This is a genomic window from Pseudomonas sp. 3296 (genome assembly GCF_031456615.1).
Lineage (GTDB): Bacteria > Pseudomonadota > Gammaproteobacteria > Pseudomonadales > Pseudomonadaceae > Aquipseudomonas > Aquipseudomonas mucoides.
The window spans coordinates 506,043-529,255 of the sequence record NZ_JAVDUY010000007.1; the positions used below are offsets into that span (position 1 = coordinate 506,043).

General features: G+C 56.9%; 18 protein-coding genes and 1 pseudogene. 12 read left to right on the plus strand and 7 right to left on the minus strand.

From position 1 onward, the window contains the following. Positions 1-41 precede the first annotated feature (41 nt). Together ppsA and glgP are read left to right on the plus strand one after the other, a co-directional pair. Positions 42-2,468 carry a phosphoenolpyruvate synthase gene (gene ppsA / locus J2X66_RS21660; RefSeq protein WP_310268277.1) on the plus strand — a complete coding sequence of 809 codons (2,427 nt, stop codon included), beginning with the start codon at positions 42-44 and terminating at the stop codon, positions 2,466-2,468. A 65-nt stretch (positions 2,469-2,533) separates the two neighbouring features. Beyond that, positions 2,534-5,035 (plus strand): alpha-glucan family phosphorylase, encoded by a 2,502-nt coding sequence (glgP, locus tag J2X66_RS21665; RefSeq protein ID WP_310268279.1) that lies wholly within the window; start codon positions 2,534-2,536, stop codon positions 5,033-5,035. A gap of 95 nt (positions 5,036-5,130) precedes the next feature. Here the strand turns inward: glgP and J2X66_RS21670 are convergent, their stop codons facing one another. Genes J2X66_RS21670 through J2X66_RS21680 form a run of 3 tightly spaced genes read right to left on the minus strand, consistent with a single transcriptional unit; the run spans position 5,131 to position 7,283 of the window. Further along, on the minus strand, positions 5,131-5,664 hold the full coding sequence (locus J2X66_RS21670) for a flavin reductase family protein (RefSeq protein WP_081743932.1): 534 nt from the start codon (positions 5,662-5,664) through the stop codon (positions 5,131-5,133). Between the two features lie 48 nt (positions 5,665-5,712). After that, complete coding sequence (locus J2X66_RS21675) at positions 5,713-6,678, minus strand: ribose-phosphate diphosphokinase (protein ID WP_310268284.1); 966 nt, start codon at positions 6,676-6,678, stop codon at positions 5,713-5,715. Between the two features lie 38 nt (positions 6,679-6,716). Next, positions 6,717-7,283, minus strand: a complete 567-nt coding sequence (locus J2X66_RS21680) for a phosphoribosyltransferase family protein (RefSeq protein WP_027923134.1) — start codon at positions 7,281-7,283, stop codon at positions 6,717-6,719. A gap of 257 nt (positions 7,284-7,540) precedes the next feature. Between J2X66_RS21680 and J2X66_RS21685 the strand changes: the two genes are divergently transcribed. The 3 genes from J2X66_RS21685 to J2X66_RS21695 are packed head-to-tail and all read left to right on the plus strand — an operon-like array spanning position 7,541 to position 9,840. Further along, a complete protein-coding gene (locus J2X66_RS21685; RefSeq protein ID WP_310268287.1) occupies positions 7,541-8,425 on the plus strand; it encodes a universal stress protein in 885 nt (294 codons plus the stop codon). A 58-nt stretch (positions 8,426-8,483) separates the two neighbouring features. Then, on the plus strand, positions 8,484-9,191 hold the full coding sequence (locus J2X66_RS21690; RefSeq protein ID WP_310268290.1) for a phosphoribosyltransferase: 708 nt from the start codon (positions 8,484-8,486) through the stop codon (positions 9,189-9,191). Beyond that, positions 9,184-9,840 (plus strand): alpha/beta family hydrolase, encoded by a 657-nt coding sequence (locus J2X66_RS21695; RefSeq protein WP_310268293.1) that lies wholly within the window; start codon positions 9,184-9,186, stop codon positions 9,838-9,840. Before J2X66_RS21690 ends, J2X66_RS21695 begins: the two co-directional genes overlap by 8 nt. Positions 9,841-9,856: 16 nt before the next feature. Here J2X66_RS21695 and J2X66_RS21700 read toward each other — a convergent pair whose 3' ends face one another. Then, positions 9,857-11,224, minus strand: coding sequence for an erythromycin esterase family protein (locus J2X66_RS21700; protein WP_310268296.1), 1,368 nt, complete (start codon positions 11,222-11,224; stop codon positions 9,857-9,859). 410 nt (positions 11,225-11,634) lie between these two features. On the opposite strand from J2X66_RS21700, the gene J2X66_RS21705 reads away from it, so the two are divergent. Then, a complete protein-coding gene (locus J2X66_RS21705; RefSeq protein ID WP_310268300.1) occupies positions 11,635-12,291 on the plus strand; it encodes a c-type cytochrome in 657 nt (218 codons plus the stop codon). Positions 12,292-12,321: 30 nt separating this feature from the next. Here the strand turns inward: J2X66_RS21705 and J2X66_RS21710 are convergent, their stop codons facing one another. The 3 genes from J2X66_RS21710 to arcD all read right to left on the minus strand — a co-directional run bounded on the left by J2X66_RS21710 (position 12,322) and on the right by arcD (position 15,312). Then, complete coding sequence (locus J2X66_RS21710) at positions 12,322-12,852, minus strand: GNAT family N-acetyltransferase (protein WP_310268302.1); 531 nt, start codon at positions 12,850-12,852, stop codon at positions 12,322-12,324. A 338-nt stretch (positions 12,853-13,190) separates the two neighbouring features. Beyond that, a complete protein-coding gene (locus J2X66_RS21715; RefSeq protein ID WP_310268304.1) occupies positions 13,191-13,733 on the minus strand; it encodes an Hsp20/alpha crystallin family protein in 543 nt (180 codons plus the stop codon). Between the two features lie 88 nt (positions 13,734-13,821). Next, entirely contained in the window at positions 13,822-15,312 is a 1,491-nt protein-coding gene (gene arcD, locus J2X66_RS21720) for an arginine-ornithine antiporter (protein WP_310268306.1), read from the minus strand. Between the two features lie 279 nt (positions 15,313-15,591). Between arcD and J2X66_RS21725 the strand changes: the two genes are divergently transcribed. The 6 genes and pseudogenes from J2X66_RS21725 to J2X66_RS21750 all read left to right on the plus strand — a co-directional run bounded on the left by J2X66_RS21725 (position 15,592) and on the right by J2X66_RS21750 (position 22,886). Continuing rightward, complete coding sequence (locus tag J2X66_RS21725) at positions 15,592-17,874, plus strand: heavy metal translocating P-type ATPase (protein ID WP_310268307.1); 2,283 nt, start codon at positions 15,592-15,594, stop codon at positions 17,872-17,874. A gap of 158 nt (positions 17,875-18,032) precedes the next feature. Further along, positions 18,033-18,542: a cupin domain-containing protein gene (locus J2X66_RS21730; RefSeq protein WP_310268309.1), complete on the plus strand. Its 510-nt coding sequence runs from the start codon at positions 18,033-18,035 to the stop codon at positions 18,540-18,542. Between the two features lie 619 nt (positions 18,543-19,161). Beyond that, positions 19,162-19,581 carry a hypothetical protein gene (locus tag J2X66_RS21735; RefSeq protein WP_310268313.1) on the plus strand — a complete coding sequence of 140 codons (420 nt, stop codon included), beginning with the start codon at positions 19,162-19,164 and terminating at the stop codon, positions 19,579-19,581. 118 nt (positions 19,582-19,699) lie between these two features. Continuing rightward, complete coding sequence (locus J2X66_RS21740) at positions 19,700-20,998, plus strand: site-specific integrase (protein WP_310268316.1); 1,299 nt, start codon at positions 19,700-19,702, stop codon at positions 20,996-20,998. Positions 20,999-21,226: 228 nt separating this feature from the next. Beyond that, positions 21,227-22,660: pseudogene (locus J2X66_RS21745) on the plus strand (ISNCY family transposase). After that, positions 22,644-22,886 (plus strand): transcriptional regulator, encoded by a 243-nt coding sequence (locus J2X66_RS21750; protein ID WP_310268320.1) that lies wholly within the window; start codon positions 22,644-22,646, stop codon positions 22,884-22,886. The pseudogene J2X66_RS21745 and the gene J2X66_RS21750 overlap by 17 nt, the downstream one beginning before the upstream one ends. Positions 22,887-23,213 lie beyond the last annotated feature (327 nt).

Consider the following 23,213-nt stretch of genomic DNA (forward strand, 5'->3'; position numbering starts at 1 on the left):
CGGCCGACAAAGTCTCCCCCATCCAATGGAGAAACATCGTGATGCCTTCACATATCCGCTGGTTCAAAGAGCTGGGTATCAACGATGTATCGCTGGTGGGTGGCAAGAACGCCTCGCTGGGAGAGATGTACCAGAACCTCACGACTGAGGGGGTATGCATCCCCAACGGCTTTGCCATCACCGTTGAGGCGTATCGTTATGTGCTTGATCACAATAAGGCCTGGCAGCCTCTGCATGTGGCACTTGACGGACTCGACCCCGCCAACATCAAGGATTTGCAGGCGCGGGGGAAAAAGGCGAGGGCGATTGTATATGGCTGTTCATTGCCGGAAGACCTAAAGACGGCGATTTTGCACAGTTATGCCCAACTCAAAAAAGAATACGGCGAAAACATTTCATTGGCAGTGCGTTCCTCGGCGACCGCTGAAGATTCGCCGCAGGCCTCATTTGCCGGGCAGAACGACAGCTATCTCAACATTGCCGGTGACGATGATCTGCTTGATGCCTACAAACGTTGCCTGGCATCCAACTTTACCGACCGCTCCATTCACTACAAATACGACAATGGCTTTGATTACTACAAGGTCTATCTCGCCGTCGTGGTCATGAAAATGGTGCGTAGCGATATCGGGGCCAGTGGCGTGATGTTTTCGCTGGACACGGAAACAGGCTTCAGGGATGTCGTCTTCATCAATGCCGCGCTGGGGCTTGGCGAGAATGTGGTGCAGGGCACAATCGACCCCGACAGCTTCTATGTGCACAAACCCAGCTTTCTCCAGGGTTATCGGGCGGTCTTGAAGCGCAGCCTGGGCAGCAAAGCAAAGAAGATGATTTTTACCGACACGCTCAATACCGGCAATATCGCGGTGGAATACACCGAGAATATTGACACGCCCCAAGAAGAACGAACCCGCTTTAGCCTCTCTGATGCGGATGTGATGGTGCTGGCCGACTATGCCATCAAGGTTGAAAACCACTACTCGAGCAAAGCCGGTTTTTACAAGCCCATGGATATGGAATGGGCCAAAGACGGGATCGATGGCCGCTTATATATGGTGCAGGCGCGACCGGAAACGGTGGAATCGCAAAAGAAAGGCAGCGTGCTTGAGATTTACCATCTCAAGCAAAGATCAACAGTGCTGCTCAAGGGCAGGGCGGTCGGTACCCGAATTGGCGCCGGCAAGGCGCGTGTCATCAACGATGCCAAGCATCTCAGTGATTTCCAACCGGGCGAGGTGCTGGTCTCAGATACCACGGCACCCGACTGGGAACCTGTCATGAAGACCGCAGCGGCTATTGTGACGAGCCGGGGCGGCCGTACTTGTCACGCCGCCATCGTGTCGCGTGAACTGGGCATTCCCGCCATCGTGGGAACCGCAAACGCGGCAGAGAAAATAGAAACCGGCACACCGATCACCATTAGCTGCGCCGAAGGCGAAACCGGAAACGTCTATGAAGGCATTCTGGATTTTGACATTCAGCACACCGATCTCAGCCAGCTGGGACATCCAAAAACAAAGATTATGATGAACCTGGGCAATCCTGATCAGGCCTTTAGTCTTGCCTCGCTACCGGTGGATGGCATTGGTCTGGCGCGTATGGAATTCATTATCAATGAGTACATCAAGGTGCATCCGATGGCGCTCGTACACCCGGAAAAGGTGGATGACACGACACGCGAAAAAATCGCTGCCCTGAGTATTGCTTACAATGATCCTGCGGACTTTTTCGTCAAGACCTTGGCCGAAGGCGTCGCCACAATTGCGGCGGCGGTGTATCCAAAACCCTGCGTCGTGCGCATGAGCGACTTCAAAAGCAACGAATACGCGACCCTGCTGGGCGGTCAGTATTTCGAGCCGGAAGAAGACAACCCGATGATCGGCTTTCGTGGGGCGTCCCGTTATACCCATAGTGCCTATGCCGAAGGTTTTGCGCTGGAATGCGCGGCAATGAAGCGGGTGCGCGACGAGATAGGCCTGACTAACGTCAAATTGATGATCCCTTTTTGCCGCAGAGTGGAGGAGGGTGAAAAGGTGTTGGCAGCGATGGCCAGCCATGGCCTCAAGCGCGGAGAGAACGGACTGGAGGTCTACGTCATGTGCGAGATCCCCAACAACGTCATCCTGATCGACGCCTTCGCCAAACTGTTCGACGGGCTCTCCATCGGCTCCAATGACCTGACCCAATTGACGCTCGGCGTGGATCGCGATTCGGAAATCGTCGCCTTCGATTTCGATGAACGCGATCCGGGAGTGAAACAGATGATTCGTCTGGCGGTGGAGGGAGCAAAACGCAACGGCCGCCACTCCGGTATCTGCGGACAGGCGCCGTCTGACTATCCCGAGATGGCTGAATTTCTGGTGGAAATTGGCATCGACTCGATAAGCCTCAATCCGGATGCAGTGCTCGCCACGACTCGGCATGTTCTGGCGGTGGAAAAGCGCCTGTCACTTAATCGCACACCGTAAAGCCGTTGCCGCATGGTCCGCCTGATCAAGATCCGCAAAACTGCCGATTACATTGAGGTGTCGACGTGTATGCCTTCTTGCCACGTGAGTTGCCGGAGCAACTCTGCACACTGACCGAGCTCGCACTTAACCTGCGCTGGACCTGGAATCATGCACTCGACGACCTGTGGAAATCGATTGACCCAGAACTTTGGGAGCGCACCCATAATCCGTGGATGATTCTGCAGAATGCTTCGCAGCAGCGTCTTGACGAACTCTGCCGAGATGCCCATTTCTCGCAGAAACTGGCGCACGCCATTGCAGAGCATCGGAGTTATCTCGACGACTCAGGCTGGTATGCGCAGCGGCAACCGGCTGGCGATTCGGCGCGTATCGCTTATTTCAGTATGGAGTACGGTCTGAGTGAGGCCTTTCCGCTCTATGCCGGCGGACTCGGTGTGCTTGCAGGGGATTACCTCAAGACGGCGAGCGACATGGGCGCTCCAATCCTTGGGGTGGGTTTGCTCTATCAGGAAGGCTATTTTCGGCAATACATCGACGCGCAAGGCAGGCAGCATGAGGCCTATCCTTACAACGATGCCACCAGCCTGCCGATTCAGCCAACCATCGGAAATGAAGGGGCCTGGCTGAAAATCGTGCTGCAACTTCCCGGCCGCACTTTGTATTTGCGTATCTGGCAGGCCATTGTCGGACGTACGCGCCTGTACCTGCTGGACAGTAACGATCTGCGCAACGGTGCCGCCGATCGCGGTATCACCTCTAAGTTGTACGGCGGTGGCTCGGAAATGCGTTTGCTCCAGGAAGTGGTGCTCGGCATCGGTGGCTGGGCGGTACTCGACGCACTGGGGATCGACGTGGACGTGTGCCACCTTAACGAAGGTCATGCCGCACTGCTTGTGCTGGAACGTGCCCGTCGCTTTATGCACAAGATGGGAACATCGTTCTGGGAGGCGTGGTGGGCAACGCGTGCGGGTAATGTATTCACAACGCATACGCCAGTGGCTGCGGGTTTCGACTCATTTCCACCCGCGCTTATTTACAAGTATGCGCGCGAGTTTCTCGAAGACTGTCGCATTTCATTGCGCGAACTGCTTGCGTTGGGCCGGCGTGATCCGGCGAACGACGATGAGCCGTTCAACATGGCTTTTCTGGCATTGCGTGGGTGCGCCCAGTGCAATGCCGTGAGTCGTTTGCATGGCGAGGTCAGCCGTCGATTGTTCAGTGATCTTTATCCACGCTGGCCGCTTCAAGAGATACCTGTAGGGCATATTACCAACGGCGTCCATGTGCCATCCTGGGATTCAGTGTGGTCCGATCACCTGTGGACCAGCACCTGTGGCAAGGAACGTTGGCTCGGCACGGTGGAGTCTCTCTCAGGGACGGTCTCCAACAGTGATGACAGGGCCTTGTGGACGATGGCCGCCGAGCAACGCCGCGATTTGGTGCATTACACGCGTCACCGTTTGGCATGGCATCTTGGACAACGTGGCGAGTCACCGCTGCACGTCGAAGAAGCCGCGCAGGTGCTCGATCCCAATTGCCTGACGCTCGGCTTCGCGCGGCGATTCACCGACTATAAGCGACCGAATCTGTTGCTGCATGACCCGGAGCGCCTGAGTCGCCTGCTAACCGATGAACATCGACCGGTCCAACTGATCATCGCCGGTAAAGCCCATCCCAATGACGAGCAGGGCAAGCAGCTGATCCAGGCATGGATGGAGTTTGTTCATCGTCCAAATCTACGAAGGCATGTCGTGTTCCTGGAGGATTACGACATTGAACTGGCCCAACAGTTGGTGCAAGGCGTCGATGTCTGGATCAATACACCGCGACGACCATGGGAAGCCTGCGGCACCAGTGGTATGAAGGTTCTGGTCAATGGCGGACTGAACCTGTCCCAACTGGACGGCTGGTGGGCGGAGGCGTACCAGTCCACCTGCGGTTGGGCGATCGGCGACGACGCCCCCAGCGACGATGTCGCCGACGCCGAGTGCTTGTACCGCTTGCTCGAAGAAGAAGTAGTCCCCACCTTTTACATGCGCGACACGCAGGGAATTCCACGAGGATGGGTGCAACGCATGCGCGCCAGCATGTCGCAATTGGGGCCGCAATTCAGTAGCAATCGCATGCTGCTCGAATACCTGGACGGTTGTTACCAACCGGCGATCCAGGCTTTCCGACGCCGTAGCAAGGATAAGGCCGAGCTCGCACGTGCGCTTCATGCCTGGCAGAAGGCGGTTGCCTTGGGATGGGACAACATTCATTTCGGCACGGTCGATGCGAAACACGACGGCGAGCGGCTGTACATCAGCGTGCCGGTCTACCTGGGGGAGATCGCACCGGAGTGGGTAAGGGTGGAACTCTATGCCGCCCCGTACGATGAACACCCGGCAGAATGCCTGCCGATGAACGCTGTCGGGCCCATTCCCGGCGCCATTCAAGGCTATATCTTTTCTATCTCGGTCTCTGCCACGCGGCCCGTGGATGGCTACACCCCTCGGGTACGCGCCTGGCACTCAGACGCCTTTCTGCCAGCGGAAAATGCACTTATTGCATGGCAACGTTGACGCTGACTCGCCTTCACTCGACCGATCTCAATGTATTTCACCTGGAAGATCAGCACGACGATGACGAGTCTATTTGAATGGGTGATTGCGCACGACTAGACACCCTCTGGAAGCTTCGACTGCATTCTTTCTCTTCTATCCAGTTTGCGTCCGTCCACGACGAAGGAACCATCACCCACTGAATGAATGGTTCGTGTCTCTTTGCGTGAATCGTCGATGTAGGCGGCGAGGCCTTCGAGGACAACGATATTGTGTTTCTCGATGACATCGATAACGTTGCATTCGATATTGGCCAGGCACTCCTTAATCAAGGGTGACCTGACATGTTTGCCTTTCACGGGCGTCAATCCGAATGTTGCAAACTTATCAGTGTCCGCACCGGAACAGGTCCCCACACCAATAACGCAATCGATCAAATCGACGGTGGGGATTGAAATGACGCACTCCTTGGTTTTCAGAAGCGCGGCGTATGAATAGTTCCAGGGGCCGGTGGTCATGGCGAAAGTCGGCGTGAAGCCCATCACCATGGTCCACGAAATGGTCATGATGTTGTTCTTCTGGCCGTCATTTGTGGTGACGAAGACCACCGGGCCTGGCTCCATCAGCGTGAATGCTGTGTTGATTTTCATCTTTTTCAACGTCAGGCACTCCCATTGGCTCTGATCGACAGCTTCCGCTCAGACGGAATCGAATGCTCCATTTTCAGCCAGCAAGGTGGCTATCTGGGCGGTGCTGTCGAGTACGTGCACGTGCTGCGTCACACACTCGGGCAGCAGGCGAAATGGCGGCACGCTGTCAGAGATCGCAATGTGCTCGAAAAGCGGCGGGTCGAACAGTTGGCTGCCCGCCGTAAACAAACCATGGGTCGCCGCGGCGAATAATCGGGTGGCTCCACCCTTTTGACAGGCAAGGCCCGCATGCTTCAACGTTTCACCGGTACTGATCAGGTCGTCGAAAACAATGGCTGTCTTACCCGATACGTCGCCCACCAAGAGGGTGCCCGTCAGCGTCGCGTGAGCACGGTGCTTTTCCATCAGCGCACTGCCCACTGACCGTCCCAGTTGTCGTTCGAGGGCCTGTCGAAACTGTTCGGCACGCTTGGCACCACCGGAATCCGGGGACACCGCCACCACGTCGGCGTCGCCGACGAACCTGGCGAAATGCTCGGCGAATAATTCAGGGCACTGCACGTTCCACGCAGGAATGCGAAAGGCATTGTCGAACGCTGCCGGGTTATGCACCTCCAAGGCAACCAGACGATCAACGTGGCAGGCTTCAAACAGGGTCGCCAGGTAGCGGGTGATCGTTGGGTCTTGAGGTTGGCTGCGACGATCTTTGCGTCCGTAACAGAGGTAGGGTGTTACGACCTGCACATGGCGAGCGCCGGCATCCTTGAGTGCTCCGCAAAAGAACAACAGGCGACACAACTTATCGTTAGCGCTCTGCCGATCATCCCCATACAAAGAATGGAACACCACGACCTCGCGACCGTTAACCGACGCCAGCGGTCGGCATTTATGCTCGCCGTCTTCATAGTTGCGTTCTTCATGCAGGGCCAGTTGGCAGCCCAGCCGTTGCGCGACGCGGGTTGCGTAGTGCTCACTGCCTAGCAGGGCAAAAAGAAGCGGGCGATCGGTGAGCATGCATTGGCTCCTTTGAGGCTTATCGAACAGTTGCGCCGTCATCGGACAGCACCATGCCGTAACACTTCAATGCAGAACTCCATTTCGTAGGGCGGGACGTTGCATTCGACGATGTCATGGGCGGCAACTTGCAGATGCACGCCGATAATGTCGGCACGGATCGGTTGCTGGCAAACATGCCGATCAACCAATACCGCCGTGTAGACCCGACGGGCCCCCAGTTGCGCCAGATAGGCACAGGTGCGCAGGAGTGAATGGCCCTCAAAAAGAACATCGTCGACAACGAGCAGGGTGGTATTGGCAAGGTCCAGCGCGCCCAGAAGCGGGTTCTCGGTCAATTCCGTGTGTGCATGCAGGACCTTGAGGTCATCGGCATAGCGCTTGACCTTCAGGGGGTACAGCGGCAGTTCTGGCTGGCCGGTCTGACGCGAAAGATGCTGCTGTAAGCGCTGTGCCAGAGGCTCGCCGCGGCGCTGGATGCCAATCAGTGCCGATTGAGCGGGCGGCAACAATATCGCCGCTTGGCGCGCCATCGCCTGCAGCACGCCATCGAGTTCATCGCTGTCGTACAAGCGCAACCGCTGACTCGCAAGTGGGGCAGACATTGCCGTCTCCTGTCGAAACCGATCAACCGCAAAAAAGTGCGGGACCACTGCCAACGTAATCCCGCTCGGCTCGGCCCTATTGATATTGATCAAGTACGGAGAAATGAAATGTCAATCCATGAGCGGCGTTCGTCCATTGATCGGTCTTGCGCAGGGATTTGATATAAATCAACGCCTGGGCGACATCAACGGAGGACTCTGAATCAAACGCTGGCGTCTGATCCGGCGCGTCAAGTCCCCCTGTCTGGAGTCAGATCATGAGCCAATATCAACGCTTGTTACTCATCATCAACCCGGCCCTGCGCCATTCCCCTGCGATAAACCATGCGGCCGCCCTGGCCAAGGCCAGCGGCGCGAGCTTGCATATTGCTGCGCTTATAAAGCCGTTGAAGATACTGTCACTGCTTGACGAAGGCGAACAGGAAAAGGCCCTGGAAAGCTATCGTCAGGACCATCGCGACTGGCTGCAGAACCAGGCCACCAAACTCCACGCCCTCGGGCTCGAAGTGACGGCGGAGGTGACGTGGGCCGACGACATGAAGCAAGACATTCTTGATCACGTCATGGAAATGCAGCCCGACCTGTTGATCAAGGAAGTGCAACACGAATCAGCGCTCAAACGCGCGTTCTTCACCCCGCTGGACTGGCATTTATTGCGCCACTGCCCGATACCGGTCTATCTGGTGGGCGGCGGTGGCCATGCCTTGCCGCGCAAGGTCGTGGCGGCGGTTGACGTTTCGGATATGGCGCCTGCAAACAGCGAACTGAACGAGCGGATCATTCAGCAAGCCACCCACCTGGCGTTGCAGTGTGATGCGGAGTTGCACCTGCTGTATGCCTGCGATCTTTCTGGGGTCTATCTGGCGGACATGGGGGGGCTGGCGCTTCAAGACATCACCAAAGAGTTGCGCACCACTGAGGAACAATCGTTCATTAAATTGGCCGGTCGGTACGGCGTCCCCTCTGACCGTCGGCATTTTGTTCTCGGGCACCCGGTCTCGGCGTTGAGCGATTTTGCCAGCGAGCAGCAGGTGGATGTGATCGTGATGGGCAGAGTCCAGTACCACGGCCTGGAAAAGCTGCTGGGCAGCACGACCGAACATATTCTGTACCAGGTGCCTTGCAGTGTCCTGGCGGTCTAGATCGGGCCAGACCATGTTGTAACGAAACGACAGGCGTCATCGCCTGGGGAGGTTTTTCATGAGTCAAAGCCCCTCATTGCAAACCACTTTGAAGGACCGGACAGACGCCGGTCGGCGTCTGGTGGAACCGTTGCTCAAATACGCACATTGCCCGGATGTCATCGTCCTCGCCTTACCCCGTGGCGGCGTTCCGGTCGCCTATGAAGTGGTCAAGGCCCTGGACGTGCGCCTGGACCTGATGCTGGTGCGCAAACTGGGCGTGCCGTCCAACCCGGAGTTCGCCATGGGCGCCATTGCCAGTGGCGGTATCCAGATCCGAAATGAAGAAGCGCTGCGGGCCCACCCGATTTCCCCGGCCGAATTCGACGTCGTGGTCGCGCATGAAACACGGGAATTACAGCGGCGCGAGCTGCTGTACCGGGGCGCCCGGCCACCCTTGCAGCTCAAGGGACAAGTGGTGATTCTGGTGGATGACGGCCTGGCGACGGGCGCCTCGATGATGGCGGCGATCCGAGCGGTGCGTATACAGGCACCTGCTCGTATCGTCGTTGCCGTGCCAGTTGCGCCGCTGGAAACGGTGGACACGCTGAGCTTTGAAGTCGATGAGGTGATCTGCCCACTCATGCCTGAATGGATGGTGTCGATCGGGTATTGGTACTTGAGTTTTCCCCAGATCTCGGACGAAGAAGTCATTGATTTGTTGCAACTGGCCTGGCAGAGAGAAGTCGCCACCAGCGCCAAAGTTCAGGGGAAGGTCGATGACTGAGTCGCACTACCGACAGCTGGATCTGAAGGACGTTGAGTTATCGGCCGAGCTGCGTCTGCCCGCCAACCCCAGCGCTCTGGTGGTCTTCGTGCATGGCAGCGGCAGCGGTCGTACAAGTCCGCGTAATCAGTATGTCGCCGAGTCGCTGGCCAGCAGGGGGCTGGCGTCGCTGCTGTTCGACTTGCTCACGGAACCAGAGCAACGGCTGGACAACCTCACCCGGGAGCTACGGTTCGATATCGCCTTGCTCGCCAGGCGACTGGTGGAAGTCATCGACTGGGTCGGTCGGGACGTGAAGTTGCACTCGTTACGAATCGGTCTGTTCGGCGCAAGCACCGGTGCGGCGGCGGCATTGTTGGCGGCGGCCCTGCGCCCGGAGGTGGTGCATGCGGTGGTCAGTCGGGGAGGGCGCACCGACCTGGCGGGGGCTGCATTGTCGCAGGTGAGGGCACCCACCCTGCAGATCGTCGGCGCCCAGGACCCGGTGGTGCTCGAACTGAATGATCAAAGCAGTCATGCCTTGCGGTGTGAGCAGCAGCTGGAAATCGTGGCGGGCGCGACTCATCTTTTCGAAGAACCGGGCGCCCTTGAAGAAGTCGCCAGACTCGCTGGCGACTGGTTCGAGAAACATCTGCACGGCCCCGACTGAAAACTCTTGATCGGCCTCACACGCCAAACGGATAGGTTTCGTCCTCCGGTTCGAGTCTCTGGCTTTTCGGCAACGCCAGTGCGGTCACGGGTTGGGTCTGTTCAATCCAGATCATGGCGTCGAACTGTTCAGCCAACATCGCTTCGAAGTAGTGACTGCCACGCTCGGTTTCAGGGCGGTAAATCACCCCGATGGCCCGTTCCAGCAACGGTTTGGACAACACCCGGCGCAGCGCTTTGCGCGTTGGGTCTCGCCAGTCGGTCAATGACGCCGGCACCCCCGTCTTGAGGAACTGATGCTCCCAACTGTCCGGGAGAGAGGGCCGGATGTCCTTGATGAGCATATCGCCGTCCCAGTCATCGGCCGCGGCCACCTGGCCACGGTCGGTGCTCATACCGATCAGCACGGCATCGCGCCCATAAGCACTGCGGCACAGCTGACCGATGTTGAACTGCCCCTTCCAGCCCATTTCCGTCGCAGCTGCGTTGCCGATATGAGAATTGTGCGCCCAGACCACGGCTTTGGCTTGTGGCCCCCGGTGCTCAAGCAGTGCCCGAAGTGTGTCGAACATGTGCCGGTCACGCAGGTTCCACGAGGCGGTCGACCCTCGATAAATCGCACGGTAATACTGTTCCGCCGCCTGCACCACCCGAGCGTTTTGCGCCGCATTGAAGAATGCCTCGTCGTTCTGGATGAGTCCGGCCAGTTGTTCAGCCAGCATGGCGTCTAGCTGTTCGATCACCGGTTGCTCACAAGGCATCAAGCCGGCACGTTCGACGAAGTGACCGTACAACGCGGGATCATCCTGCCAAGGGGTCAGACAGCCATAGCGCCGCCGGGCTTCGTGGGCCAGCTGTGGGTCGACCCGGTCCAGATAACTCAGCACCTCATGGATGGAGTTGCGCAAGCTGTATACGTCCAGCCCGCGAAACTCGACGCGACGTTCAGTGGCGAGGGTGTGGTTGTATTGATGCAGCCAGTGGGCGAATGCTTTCACGTCGGTGTTGCGCCACATCCAGGTCGGGAATCGGCTGAAGATGTGACGCTTCCACGCCGTGGGTGCCAACCCCCGGACATACTGGTCGACATGGCCTGCGTCCGGCCAGTCGGCTTCAACGGCTAAAATGTTGAACCCGTGTTGCTCGATCAACCTTTGGGTGATCGCTGCCCGGGTGCGATAAAAATCACTGGTGCCATGACTCGCCTCACCAATCATCACCACGCGCGCATCCGCATAGCGATCGAACATTTCACCAAAGGCGGATGAGTCCAGCGCCGGCAGAGGCTCGGCGTATTGGCGCAGAAGCGGTGCGATGGCAGCCTGGTCAATGTGCCGAGGTGAACCATACAGGTTATCCAGCATGTCTTGGGAGGGTGTGTTCATGACCGTCGTCCCCGTAAGGGTGGGTTACCGCCAGCGGTATTGCGCTTGCGCACAACTGCGGGAAATCAATCCGCAGGTCCTCGACACAGTGTGTTTAAACGCAAGCTTTTGTGTCGCTTCATCACCTGTTTGATTATTCCTACACCTTGATCCAGATAAACAATTGAGTTTCGTCAATGAAAGGTGCAAAGCCTTAAGAGAAGGTGTCGGGATCCAGTATGCGCGGGTTGCCGAATATACCCTGACGCAATGGCCGTTATTCCGAACGCAGGCTCGCAAGGCTCATTCTGCTCTGACCTTGTAAATGGTCTGCGTCTAGCTAGGCTCCAGCCTAGGGCTGTCATCAGCAGAGGGAATTGAACGGTAGGTGAAGGACGCGTATTGATCCGCTGAACACAGGGGCGTAGATCATGGAAGCATTTGGCATGAAGAGTTTTTTCAAGCGATCACCTCTTGCTCTTGCCCTCTGCTTGGCAGCGCTCGTGGGATGTACCCGTACGAGCGAAGAGCCATCGCAAACAACCTCGCCCATGTCCGGTATCGCCATGACCGACCAGGTTTGCGCCCAATGCCATGGACTGACTGGAGAGTCCTTCTCGCCAACGTTTCCCAAGTTGGCCGGGCAGCAAAAAGAGTACCTGGAGCTGCAGCTGGCTGACTTCAAGGACCATGCACGCAGTGATAAAACCGGGACTCAATACATGTGGGGATTTACCCATCTGACGCAGACCCAGATAGCCGAACTGGCCGACTATTTTTCAAGTCAGAGCCCCATGAAGGCGGATGCCGACACACCCGATGCCCGTGGTGAATTGATCTTTCGCCAGGGCTTGCCTGGGGCGGGCGTCGCGCAGTGCAGTTCGTGCCACGGTGCTGACGGTCAGGGCGATGGCCCGATTCCCCGCGTGGCGGGTCAACATGCCGCTTATATGAGTCGCCAGATCAAGGTGCTTCAACAGACCGGACTGCGCCCCCGGGACGCCCTGATGAAGCAAAATCATTCACTGTCGGAAGCGGATGCGGAATCTGTCGCCCATTACATGGCAACGCTGGGGGCAAAAAAATAATGGCTTTTCGCTGACAGCGCTCACGTCGTTTTACAGGTACAGGCCGTGAATCACCTGACGGGTATCGTAGGGATCGTTGCGCGTTTCGAAGCCCAGGGATCTGGCCAGCTCGCGCATCGGGGCATTGCTGGAGGCGTCGACCGCATACATCTGGTGAAAACCGTTCTTGCGCGCGGCCGTGATCAAATGCGTCATCAATAGCGTCCCCATCCCCAGATGCTTCCATTGATCGGCGACTGTCACCGTACATTCACACTTATATTCGCCCGTGCTGACATAACGGCTGACGCCGATCTCGATCAATTGGCCATTTTCGTGGACCAGTGCGATGTATGCCAGGCACTGCTTGTTGCCGGGTTCGTTGCTTTGCTTGAGAAAGCGCATGTGCCGGGACTCAGGGCACAGATGTTTGATGAAGCTGTACTCTCGCTCGCGGTCCTTTTCCGTCAGTTGCCGGATCAGCACGTGACGACCATCCTTGAGCGCTTCGATCCAGTATTTCCCTGCGACGTTGGAATAGGCTTCAGAGGCCCGATCATCAGGGTCTTTGACAGTGATCATGATGCGATCCTCCAGCCGTCTTCAAAGGTTGGCGCGCAGTGGCAAATCTCGCGATTCACTACTTTCTACTCCGCTGACTGCGCCTGGATTTGATGTGAATCAAACAGGCAGAGGGCGCAACGAACGCGGTCTTTGAACCGTTGCGTTGCACCTCGTCAACCAGGTCCATCATGAGTTGCCTCATCGTTACAGGGCAGCATTCTGGCGGTCAGACAATCAGATTCTTGCGTCGAAGAAAACATGTGATCACAGCGTTGACACACGCCTTGTTTCAGTCTTTTGCAATAAACATAAAAAGCCCCCACCGGTTTCCCGACAGGGGCAGGGCAGCCTGGGATTCACTCGCCTTTGATTGGCACGACTTTATCCGCTTTCATGGCCTCGGGCTTTTTCGGCAGCGAGATGCTCAACACTCCCTTGCTGAAACTCGCGTCGATCTTCTCGGCATCGACACCTTTGGGCAAGTTGAACACCCGCTCGAAGGAGCCGTAGTGACGCTCGCTGAGGTGATAACCCTTTCCTTTCTCTTCCTTGTCCTCTTTCTTTTCGCCCTTGATGATCAGGCTGCCGTTGGACAGTTTGATCTCAATGTTTTTCTGATCCATGCCGGGCAGCTCAGCTGTGATTTCGTAGCTTTTGTCTTTCTCGCAGATGTCCACGGCAGGCAGGCTGTGGCCGATCAATTCCCGTCGCCAGAGCGGCTCGACATCGAACAGCCCGCGACCGAATGGCGACAGCCCCGAGCCGCGATTGAAGTCCTCGAACAGGTGATCAACTTGTTGCCGAAGCTTTTCCAGGGGGCGCCAGACGTCTGTTGTCACAGGATGCTGACTGACTTTGCCGTCGCTATGAACCGGCACTTTTTTTTCACTGTTGCTCATTTTGATTTCCTCCTCTTGGGTAATAGAGATGGATCGCGAACACCCGTTTGGCGGTCCACCACGACAGAACAAACACGTGATACTGACCTTACAAGGCCAGTGTCCCGGACCACAGCATCCAGCCGGCGAAGGCTGCGGCCGTCCAGATAATGATCAACAGCCCGGTCTCAGGGCCGCTAAGCGGTTGTCCCTGGCGAGACCTGAGGGTGGACAGGTAAATCAATGAACCTGGGGCGTAGAGCAAAGCGCTGAGCAGCATGTATTTAGGCCCGGCGGCATACAGCAGCCACAGGCAATACAGCGTCGCCACAGAGGCGATGGCCATGTCGCGCAGTTGCAAGGCGCGGTGGCCGGCGTAGGTCTGGCCCTGCAAGGTCAGTTTCAGCGCATACACACCGCTGAACAGGTAGGGCAGCAGAATCATCGAGGTGGCCAGGGAAATCAGCGCAAGGTAAGTGGCGCTCGAGTACAGCGTCAGTAACAGGAACAGTTGAATGCAGCCGTTGGTGATCCACAGTGCATTGGCCGGTACACCTTGGGTGTTTTCCACGGCGAGCGTACCTGGCATCACCTTTTCCTTGGCGGGTGTGAACACCGACTCCGCCGCGAGCAGCGTCCAGGCGAGCAGGGCGCCCCCCACCGAAATGATCAAGCCGATGCTGATCAGCACTGCGCCCCATGGCCCGGCGGCAGCCTGAAGTACGCCGGCCATCGAAGGGTTTTTCAGGGCGGCTAACTCCGGTTGTTTCAGAATGCCCAGTGACAGCAGCGACACCGCAATCAGCAGCAACAGGGTGATGACAAAACCGATGACGGTGGCGCGACCGACGTTGGCGCGTTCTGCGGCGCGGGCGGAGAACACGTTAGCGCCTTCGATCCCGATGAACACCCAAACGGTGACCAACATAGTGCTTTTGACCTGATCCAGGGTGCTGCCCAGCGCGGGCGAGCCCCAGAAATCGACCGTGAAGGTTTCACGCTGGAAGGCCGCGATCACCAGGCCGATAAACAGCAGCAACGGTACGATCTTGGCTACCGTGGTCAACGCGTTGGCCCGGGCCGCAGTGCGCATCCCTCTGAGGATCATCCAGTGCAATGACCACAACACCACGGACGCGCCGGCAATCGCCGCTTTGTTATTGCCATCACCGAACAGCGGGAAGAAATAACTCAGGGCTGCGAACAAAATCACCAGGTAGCTGACGTTGCCGATCCAGGCGCTGATCCAGTAACCCCAGGCTGAGTTGAACCCGAGGAATTCGCCACCCAAGGCACGCGCATAGGCAAACACACCGTTATCCAGAGCCGGTTGACGGTTGGACAAGGTTTGATAAACCAGCGCCAGCGACAACATGCCGACACCGGTGATCAGCCAGCCAATCAGAATGGCTCCGGCGCCGGCACTGGCCGCCATGTTTTGCGGCAGGCTGAAAATGCCGCTGCCGATCATCGAACCGACCACCAGCGCAATCAGCAAACTCAAGGACAAGCGTTTGGGCTCCACCTTTCGCAAACTGCCTGCAAGTGGGTGGGCAGTCGGCGGGATGACCGGTTGGGTGCCTTGCAGGTGCGTAGCCATGGGAGCCTCCACGAAACGAGAGTTTCTGCACTCATCGAATGCGATGTGTGCGAATGCTGACTCTAATTTCTACGCGTCCGTCCAACGCCTGATTGATTTAGATCAGAAAGAAGGCAAACACCCGATTTCCCGGGCCCAACCATGACTTGTGTTGTAACGAACGCCGAAATTGCGGCGCCCCGCAGACACGAAAGACATTCGAGTCCTAAGCTCTACCTCGATGAACGACAGATGTTTTTACAGCGAGGCATGCACATCGCTTTCAAGGAACTCACTTCAATGCTCAGTAAGTGGCTGGACCCCGTTCTGTTGCTGCTCACCGCACTGACGCTGCTGGCCGGCGGCATTGCGTATGTTGCGCAAGAACCTGATTGGGCATCGAGGTGCTGGGCTGCGGGAAGTCTGGTGATGTCTGCGGTACTGCTCGTTGAAATTGTCAGGCGCCTGGCCCGGCGCGAGGCCGGTGTCGACCTGATCGCGCTGCTGTCGATCACTGCCGCCCTGGTCTTTGACCAGACACTGGTGGCGGCGGTGATTGCCTTGATGCTGGCGACCGGACGGACCCTGGAGTTTTTCACCAAGCAACGCGCTGACCGTGAGCTTCGTGCGCTCATCGACCGGGCGCCACGCTTTGCCTGGCTGCAGGAGGAGGGCGGCTTGCGCGAGATTCCGGTTGAGCAGGTCCAACTGCATCAAACATTGTTGGTGCGCATGGGAGAGGTGATCCCGGTCGACGGTCGGCTGCTAAGTCCTGCGGCCATTCTGGACGAATCGGCGCTCAGCGGTGAGTCGCTGCCTGTCACCCATCGAGAAGATGAGCAACTGCCCAGCGGCGTTTCCAACGTCGGTGCGCCCATCCTGCTAATCGCCACGCGAACGGCCGCGCAGAGTACCTACGCCGGCATCGTGCGACTGGCCGAGGAGGCACGTCGTTCGCGCGCACCTTTCGTGCGTCTGGCCGACCGCTATGCCTTGTTCTTCATCCCACTGACATTGCTGATTGCCGGATTGGCCTGGCAATTGAGCGGCGATCCTTTGCGCGCGCTGGCCGTTCTGGTGGTGGCCACACCTTGCCCTTTGATTCTGGCCGTACCGATTGCCTTCATGTCGGGCATTTCGAGGGCAGCGCGGCGCGGGATCTTGATCAAGGACGGCGCGACCGTGGAAGCGCTGGCCGGGGTCAAACAAGTGTTTCTCGACAAGACCGGCACGCTGACCAGCGGCCATGCGCGCCTGCAGTCGATAGAGGTCAACGGACTGGGCGATCCGCAGCGCCTGCTTGCCTTGGCCGCTTCGCTGGCGCAGGCCTCGACGCATCCAGTTTCCCAGGCAATTGTTGAAGCGGCCCATCAACGCCAGTTGCCGCTCAGCGTCCCGCAGACAGTAGAAGAAAGCCCAGGCTCTGGACTGTGTGGGCGCGTCGATGGCGTGCAGGTGCGTTTCGGCACATTGTCTTTTGTTCACAAAGCCCCCCCTGAAACCGACTGGGTCGCCGCCATGCTGCGCCACATGGATTACCTGGCGTGCAGTGGCAGCTTCATCGATGTGGATGGCAAACTCGCGGGCCTGCTGGTTTTTTCGGACAAGGTGCGGCGCGAAACCCCGCAGACTCTGCGTCGACTGCGCAACAGGGGCATCGAAAAGATCGTCATGCTCACCGGGGATCGCCTGGAAACCGCGGAGATGATTGCACTGTCTGCCGGGATTGACGAACTGCGTGCCGGGTTGACCCCCGAGGATAAAGTGCGGGCCGTACAGCAAGGCTGCCTGCGCACTAGCACACTGATGGTCGGCGACGGCATCAACGATGCCCCGGCGCTGGCGGCGGCCAACGTCGGCGTAGCCATGGGGGCGGGCGGTGCCACGGCTTCTGCACAAGCCGCTGGTGTTGTGCTGTTGGTGGATCGTCTGGATCGGTTGGTCGAGGCGTTGGACATTGCCCGGCGAACCCGCTATATCGCACGCCAAGGTGTGCTGGTCGGGATGGGAATGTCATTGCTGGCCATGGCGGCAGCCGCCTTTGGCTACTTGCCGCCGCTGATTGGCGCCGTGGTGCAGGAGGGCATCGACGTCGCGATCATCATTAACGCTTTGCGGGCATTGGGGCCGTTATGGGCGTTGAGGAGACGAGACCTTACCGCAGAGCACATCGATCACCTGCAAGACGAACACCAGCAACTCTCCACCGTGCTGAGCGATCTGCACCAACTGGCCAGCGACTTTGCCCAGCGCCCACTTGCGCAGGCACAGACAGACTTGCTGGAACTGGTCGACAAACTGCAAACATCACTGGCGCAGCATGAACACGAAGATGAAAACACACTGTACCCGCTGCTGACGCAAAGCATGCCGGGGGAGGACCCGATGTCGGCCATGAGTCACGTGCATCGGGAGATCTTTCGCCTCATCCATTTACTGGCGCGCATGAGCGGCGACTTCTGTGCCGACCCTGCAACGGCTTCTGCTGATGAGATTCAGCATCAGCTGATCCGTCTGGATACCCTCGTGCGGCTGCACTTTGATCAGGAAGAGGAACTGTTCCGTTATCTGGACGGGCGCTAGAAGTTTGAGTCCTTCGGGCTGCGTTGGGGTCTTGAGAGGTTCTTCCAGTTCCGAGCGGTTGCTAACTCGACTAAATGGGTATTTAGTCGAGTTATGTCGCCAAATACTGCAATCATGTAGACATATGCGTCGATAACGCTAAATAGGGGGTTTCCATAATGGCTTTAAAGACATCCGGTATAGAAGATCTGGTCGCAGCGCTCAATCTGGAACCCCATTTGGAAGGCGGCTACTACCGCAGAACGTATCAGTCGGACGATCAAAACATGGTCACAACAACCGGTGGCCAGCGTTACCGAATGACGTCGATTTTCTATCTTCTAACGAAAGATTCTCCCGTTGGGCATTTTCATCTCAACCAGTCCGATATTGTTCATTACTACCATTTGGGTGACGCCATCGAGTATTCGCTGATTTTTCCGGACGGCACATTGAAGACTGTCTTGATGGGCAGCGATGTCATCGCAGGAGAATGTTTGCAGCTGAATGTACCTGGCGGCGTTTGGAAAGCGTCGCGGCTTGTAGAGGGATCGGCAGGATTCGGTTTGATCAGTGAAGCGGTGTCGCCTGGGTTTGATTACGCGGATATGGAATTGGGTGATCGAGAAAGGCTCAGTGAAAGGTTTCCTGAGTATTCGATGTTGATAGAAAGGCTTACACGAGAATGAGAGCTTGAGGTGAATTGAGGGCTGTGAAATCTGCGTACAACCGGGCTGATTCTGAAATACGTTGTTACGTGTAATGTATATTATGTTAAACAAGATGCCATGTTCGAAATGTTCATGAGGTGTTCATTTCCACAAATCTCCGGTCGCTTTTTCACAAAAGCCCGTTTCCAAATGTCAGTGTCGCTAATTAATCGGAAAGGCCCACAATTACCTATGTTGTTGAAATTGTTAAGAAATATATTTGCTCGCATGAAGCACGGCCTAGGTTGTCGTTAATTAGCCGGAAACCACGGCTGAAAATGGTGAGATTCACAACGTTGTTAACGTAACTCCTATCAGTTCCGGTCGATTTTTCCGGTTGATTAATGGGTTTTTCCGGTTATCTAGATGCTCATATATGAACAGCAATTTCTCTCTAGCCCTTACGTGGAGGGCTTTGCAGCCAATTTCATAGGGTGAAATATTCGTTAAAAAAATGACGATGGTTTGGGCGTTTTTTCCGGTTAATTACTGCACGCCCCTCAATAAACAGCTTTAAATGAGGATGCATTGAGAGCTGGTATTTACGGTCCGACGCCCAATGCTGGATTATGGCTCTGCTTTTACACAGGAGCCTACTATGGCAGCGCATCGGAACACCGCCTTTCGGGAGCAGCAAATGCTCGAGGTCGCGAAGAAAGCCATCCTTGATAGTGGTGACTTTCTCTCTCTGGACCAAACGGCTCAGCGGCTTGTTTTGCCCCCTGTGAAGCTGGATGGTTGGGAAACGGAGGGAAAGATTTTTTCAATTCAGCATGGCGGCTGCTCACTGTTTCCGATGTATGCCTTCCTGGCCGACGCTGGTCACGGGCCGGTGCCTGGGCTGAAGGTGATACTCGATGTTTTGAGAACGAAAAAAGGAGGATGGGGAATCGCATTTTGGTTTGCTTCTCCCAGCAGTTACCTCGGAGGCAGTCGACCCCAAGATGTGCTTGTTTCCGATGGAGATGAAGTGTTGCTTGCGGCCCAAGATGAGGTGGCAGGTATCACCCACGGATAGCCAAGAAGGGTTCTACACATGTGTAATAACCGATAACGCACAGACCCGGTTGTTGCGGATTGCTAGGGCGCTGCTTAACATCGCATCAAGTCATCTCTATCGCTAATCTGGTAACCCCATGCCTGCGTCTCCGATTCCTTTGTTTGACACCTACCATCGTTTCAGAGACCTGAATTTCAGCCGTGTGTCTGACGAGCTACCTGTTATCACTCAGTACCTTTTCTCGTTTCCGTCAGAGCTAAAGGCTCAAGATGGTTACCTGGCGGTTCGCGGATTCCTGAAGTCCTATTCAAACAACGAAGCCACGTTCAATTCATACCGTACCCATGTTGAGCGTCTTCTGCTGTGGTCTCTCCTGATAGCCAAAAAGCCGCTTCTCGAGCTCAGACGCCACGATTGTGAGAATTTCCTGGAGTTTTGCTTACAGCCTCGTCCTGAGTGGATCGGTCCGGTCGTCAAATCGAGATTTACCCGGGTTGGAGGTCGCAAGGCGGCTGAAACCGACACCTACATCATCAATGAAAAATGGCGGCCTTTTAACGTCAAGATCGATAAACAGATCCGCAAGGTTGCTGCGGAGAACAGTAAAGACATAGATGACACAGCGTATAAAATGTCCGCTGGCTCGATGGGCCAGGTGTTTGCCGTGTGTGGCAGTTTTTTCCAGTACACCATTGACGAAGGTCTTATCTCAGAAGCCAATCCAATTCGGTCAGTCAAACAAAAATCCAACTATAAACAGCGCAACACGGTGATGAGTTCCGGAAAGGCGCTGACTCCGCTCCAGTGGAATTATGTGATCGAAACCGCAGAAGTCATGGCCGCAGAGGATCCTAAGCACGAGCGGACGCTATTTATTGTGGCCACCCTCTTCTCTCTCTATCTCCGAATTTCTGATCTCGTCGGTCGGGACAATTGGAAACCTACCATGGGGTCGTTCGAGTACGACGGTGAAAACTGGTGGTTCAACGTTGTCGGTAAAGGCAACAAGTCCGCGAAAGTTAGCGTACGAGACGAATACATTGAAGCCTACTTAAAGCGATACCGGACCACCCTCTCCCTTCCTCCGCTGCCGTCTCACAAAGAGAGTACTCCACTAGTCACAACTGTCAGAGGTCGAGCTGGCCTGTCAGATCGTTACATTCGTGCCCTCATTCAAATGGTGTTCGATAAATCAGTTCAGCGCATGAAGGATGAGGGTCAAACTGACTTGGAGATGGATAAACTTCGGTCGGCATCCCTGCATTGGTTGCGTCACACGGCGGCTACATTTGACGCACCCTTTCGCGATATCAAAGATCTCCAAGCGGACCTACGCCATGAAAGTATGTCGACCACTCAGAACACCTATTACAACTCGCTGGATCAGAATCGTGCCAAGTCAGTTAAGGGGCTCGGGATCAAGGACAGAGGTTAGGATTTAGCTAAAACCAGCAAGCCAGGCTGTGCTGCTCACTGCGTTCAGGACTAATCGCAGTTCGGGTGTGCGGTTTACTTGCGACTCCGTCACCCCCCTGTTGAACATAAACGCCGTTCTATCTAACGGGCGTGTTAGGGCCAAGTAGTAATGTCGCAATCCAGCCAATTAGAGATGTCGCCGTCAGCCTGATCTAGGGTTTAGCTCCTGCACCTGAGGAGGCCCGACATGGCAACGGCAGATTTTGGACGGATTACGATGAGCCTGCGTGAACTGGACCGGATCAAGGTCATTGAGTCGATTATCGAGGGTCGCCTGAAGCCCCACGCAGCCGCTCTGCGCTTACGAGTGACGTCGCGCCAGGTGCACCGGCTGGTACAACGTTATCGCCAGGCCGGTGCGCCCGGCCTGGCTAGCCAGCGCCGCGGCAAACCGAGCAATCATCAATTGCCCGCTGGTCTTGAGCAACGGGCCGTGCGACTGATTCGCGAATGTTATCCGGACTTCGGCCCCACGCTGGCCCGGGAAAAACTCGCCGAATGTCATGGCCTGCGCCTGGCTAAGGAAACGGTACGCCGGCTGATGGTCGATGCCGGTTTGTGGGTACCACGCAAACAACGTCCGCCGAAGATTCATCAGCCACGCAACCGGCGTGCCTGCCGTGGCGAATTGATCCAGATCGACGGCAGCGATCATCGCTGGTTTGAGGAGCGCGGGCCCGCCTGCACCTTGCTGGTGTACATCGACGATGCGATCAGCCAACTGATGCACCTGCATTTCACCGAGTCGGAATCGACCTTCAGCTACTTCACCGCCACCCGGGCGTATCTACAGCGTCACGGCAAACCCCGGGCCTTCTACAGCGACAAGGCCAGCGTGTTTCGCAGCAACCACAAGGAGCCCCAGGGCGGTGCCGGTCACACCCAGTTTGGCCGCGCCCTGTATGAGCTGAACATCGACAGCCTCTGTGCCAACAGCAGCCAGGCCAAGGGCCGCGTGGAACGGGCAAACCTCACCCTGCAGGATCGTCTGGTCAAGGAGCTGCGGCTGCGGGGAATCAGCACCATGGCCGACGCCAATGCGTTTCTGCCGCACTTCATCGCCGATTACAACGCACGCTTCGCCAAGGCCCCACGTTCCGATTACGATGCCCATCTACCGGTGCGCGACGACGAAAATATGGAGTTAATCTTCGCCTAGCAGGAGCCGCGGCGCCTGTCGAAAAGCCTGACCGTGCAGTACGGCAAGGTCCTGTATCTGCTCACCGATACCCCGCACAGCCGGCGTCTGGCCGGCCGCTACATCCAGATCGTTCATTACCCGGATGGGCGCATCGAACCGCGCGATGGTGCCACCGTGTTGCCGTGTGTGCCCTACGACCGGCTGAGTGAAATCAATCAGGGGGCCATCGTCGATAACAAACGACTGGGGCATGTGCTGCAGGTCGCCCAGACGGTCCAGGTCCAACGCGACAGCCGTCGCCCACCATCGCCCCCGGGGCGGCCAGGTGATACGAAACGTCTGACCAGCGTTCCAGGTCAAAAAAGCCAGCGAGATCTGTCTCCCGAAGACATCGCCGAGGCTCTGGGGATGCGTCGTCCCCCTCCCAGGCGCTGCAACGGCAAGCGAGCGAGAGGAACTGAGCATGCGCCAATCGATTAGCGCCGAGGCGTTGCACGCTCTGGTAGCCGCTGGGGCTGCCAGGGATGTGTTGGTGCTGCCGGGGCCAGACGGCATCGGCTGGCAGATACAGGTGCGCTACAGTGGCGGCGGCAAACACTACCCGCTGCGCTCGCGCCGTGAGCTGATACGGGTTTTTCGTTCGCTCGACTCACTGAATCGCTACGTGGAAAAGTTGGGTATCCCAAGGTACAGCGTTGAGCTTTAGCACATAAAGTCGAGTGCTGCGCCGCACTTCGATATCGCATCACAGTGGTACTCCAATACCTGAGCGGGCTACGACACTTACTGCTCGAAGGACACTCTGGTTGGCACCAGCGGCATCCGCTGGCGCAATCGGTCGCGCTTCGCAGGGGCGTGATCTTTTATCCTGACTAGTCGGGCTTGAACAACGGAACGGGAACGCACGTTAGGTCAAGTTGAAGCTCATGCCATTACGAGCGCTGGCACCCGCTTACCGTGCTTTAAATTACGTTTTCTGAATTGCCCCAATCCCTTTGATCCTGCGTGGTCGTCTTCGCCCGACGTCGAACTG

What these genes read in the sequence shown, in the direction of transcription:
- ppsA (WP_310268277.1), top strand. Translation starts at nt 42, where the DNA reads ATGCCTTCACATATCCGCTGGTTCAAAGAGCTGGGTATCAACGATGTA.
- J2X66_RS21670 (WP_081743932.1), bottom strand. Translation starts at nt 5,664, where the DNA reads ATGAAAATCAACACAGCATTCACGCTGATGGAGCCAGGCCCGGTGGTC.
- J2X66_RS21675 (WP_310268284.1), bottom strand. Translation starts at nt 6,678, where the DNA reads ATGCTCACCGATCGCCCGCTTCTTTTTGCCCTGCTAGGCAGTGAGCAC.
- J2X66_RS21680 (WP_027923134.1), bottom strand. Translation starts at nt 7,283, where the DNA reads ATGTCTGCCCCACTTGCGAGTCAGCGGTTGCGCTTGTACGACAGCGAT.
- J2X66_RS21685 (WP_310268287.1), top strand. Translation starts at nt 7,541, where the DNA reads ATGAGCCAATATCAACGCTTGTTACTCATCATCAACCCGGCCCTGCGC.
- J2X66_RS21690 (WP_310268290.1), top strand. Translation starts at nt 8,484, where the DNA reads ATGAGTCAAAGCCCCTCATTGCAAACCACTTTGAAGGACCGGACAGAC.
- J2X66_RS21695 (WP_310268293.1), top strand. Translation starts at nt 9,184, where the DNA reads ATGACTGAGTCGCACTACCGACAGCTGGATCTGAAGGACGTTGAGTTA.
- J2X66_RS21700 (WP_310268296.1), bottom strand. Translation starts at nt 11,224, where the DNA reads ATGAACACACCCTCCCAAGACATGCTGGATAACCTGTATGGTTCACCT.
- J2X66_RS21705 (WP_310268300.1), top strand. Translation starts at nt 11,635, where the DNA reads ATGGAAGCATTTGGCATGAAGAGTTTTTTCAAGCGATCACCTCTTGCT.
- J2X66_RS21710 (WP_310268302.1), bottom strand. Translation starts at nt 12,852, where the DNA reads ATGATCACTGTCAAAGACCCTGATGATCGGGCCTCTGAAGCCTATTCC.
- J2X66_RS21715 (WP_310268304.1), bottom strand. Translation starts at nt 13,733, where the DNA reads ATGAGCAACAGTGAAAAAAAAGTGCCGGTTCATAGCGACGGCAAAGTC.
- arcD (WP_310268306.1), bottom strand. Translation starts at nt 15,312, where the DNA reads ATGGCTACGCACCTGCAAGGCACCCAACCGGTCATCCCGCCGACTGCC.
- J2X66_RS21725 (WP_310268307.1), top strand. Translation starts at nt 15,592, where the DNA reads ATGCTCAGTAAGTGGCTGGACCCCGTTCTGTTGCTGCTCACCGCACTG.
- J2X66_RS21730 (WP_310268309.1), top strand. Translation starts at nt 18,033, where the DNA reads ATGGCTTTAAAGACATCCGGTATAGAAGATCTGGTCGCAGCGCTCAAT.
- J2X66_RS21735 (WP_310268313.1), top strand. Translation starts at nt 19,162, where the DNA reads ATGGCAGCGCATCGGAACACCGCCTTTCGGGAGCAGCAAATGCTCGAG.
- J2X66_RS21740 (WP_310268316.1), top strand. Translation starts at nt 19,700, where the DNA reads ATGCCTGCGTCTCCGATTCCTTTGTTTGACACCTACCATCGTTTCAGA.
- J2X66_RS21750 (WP_310268320.1), top strand. Translation starts at nt 22,644, where the DNA reads ATGCGCCAATCGATTAGCGCCGAGGCGTTGCACGCTCTGGTAGCCGCT.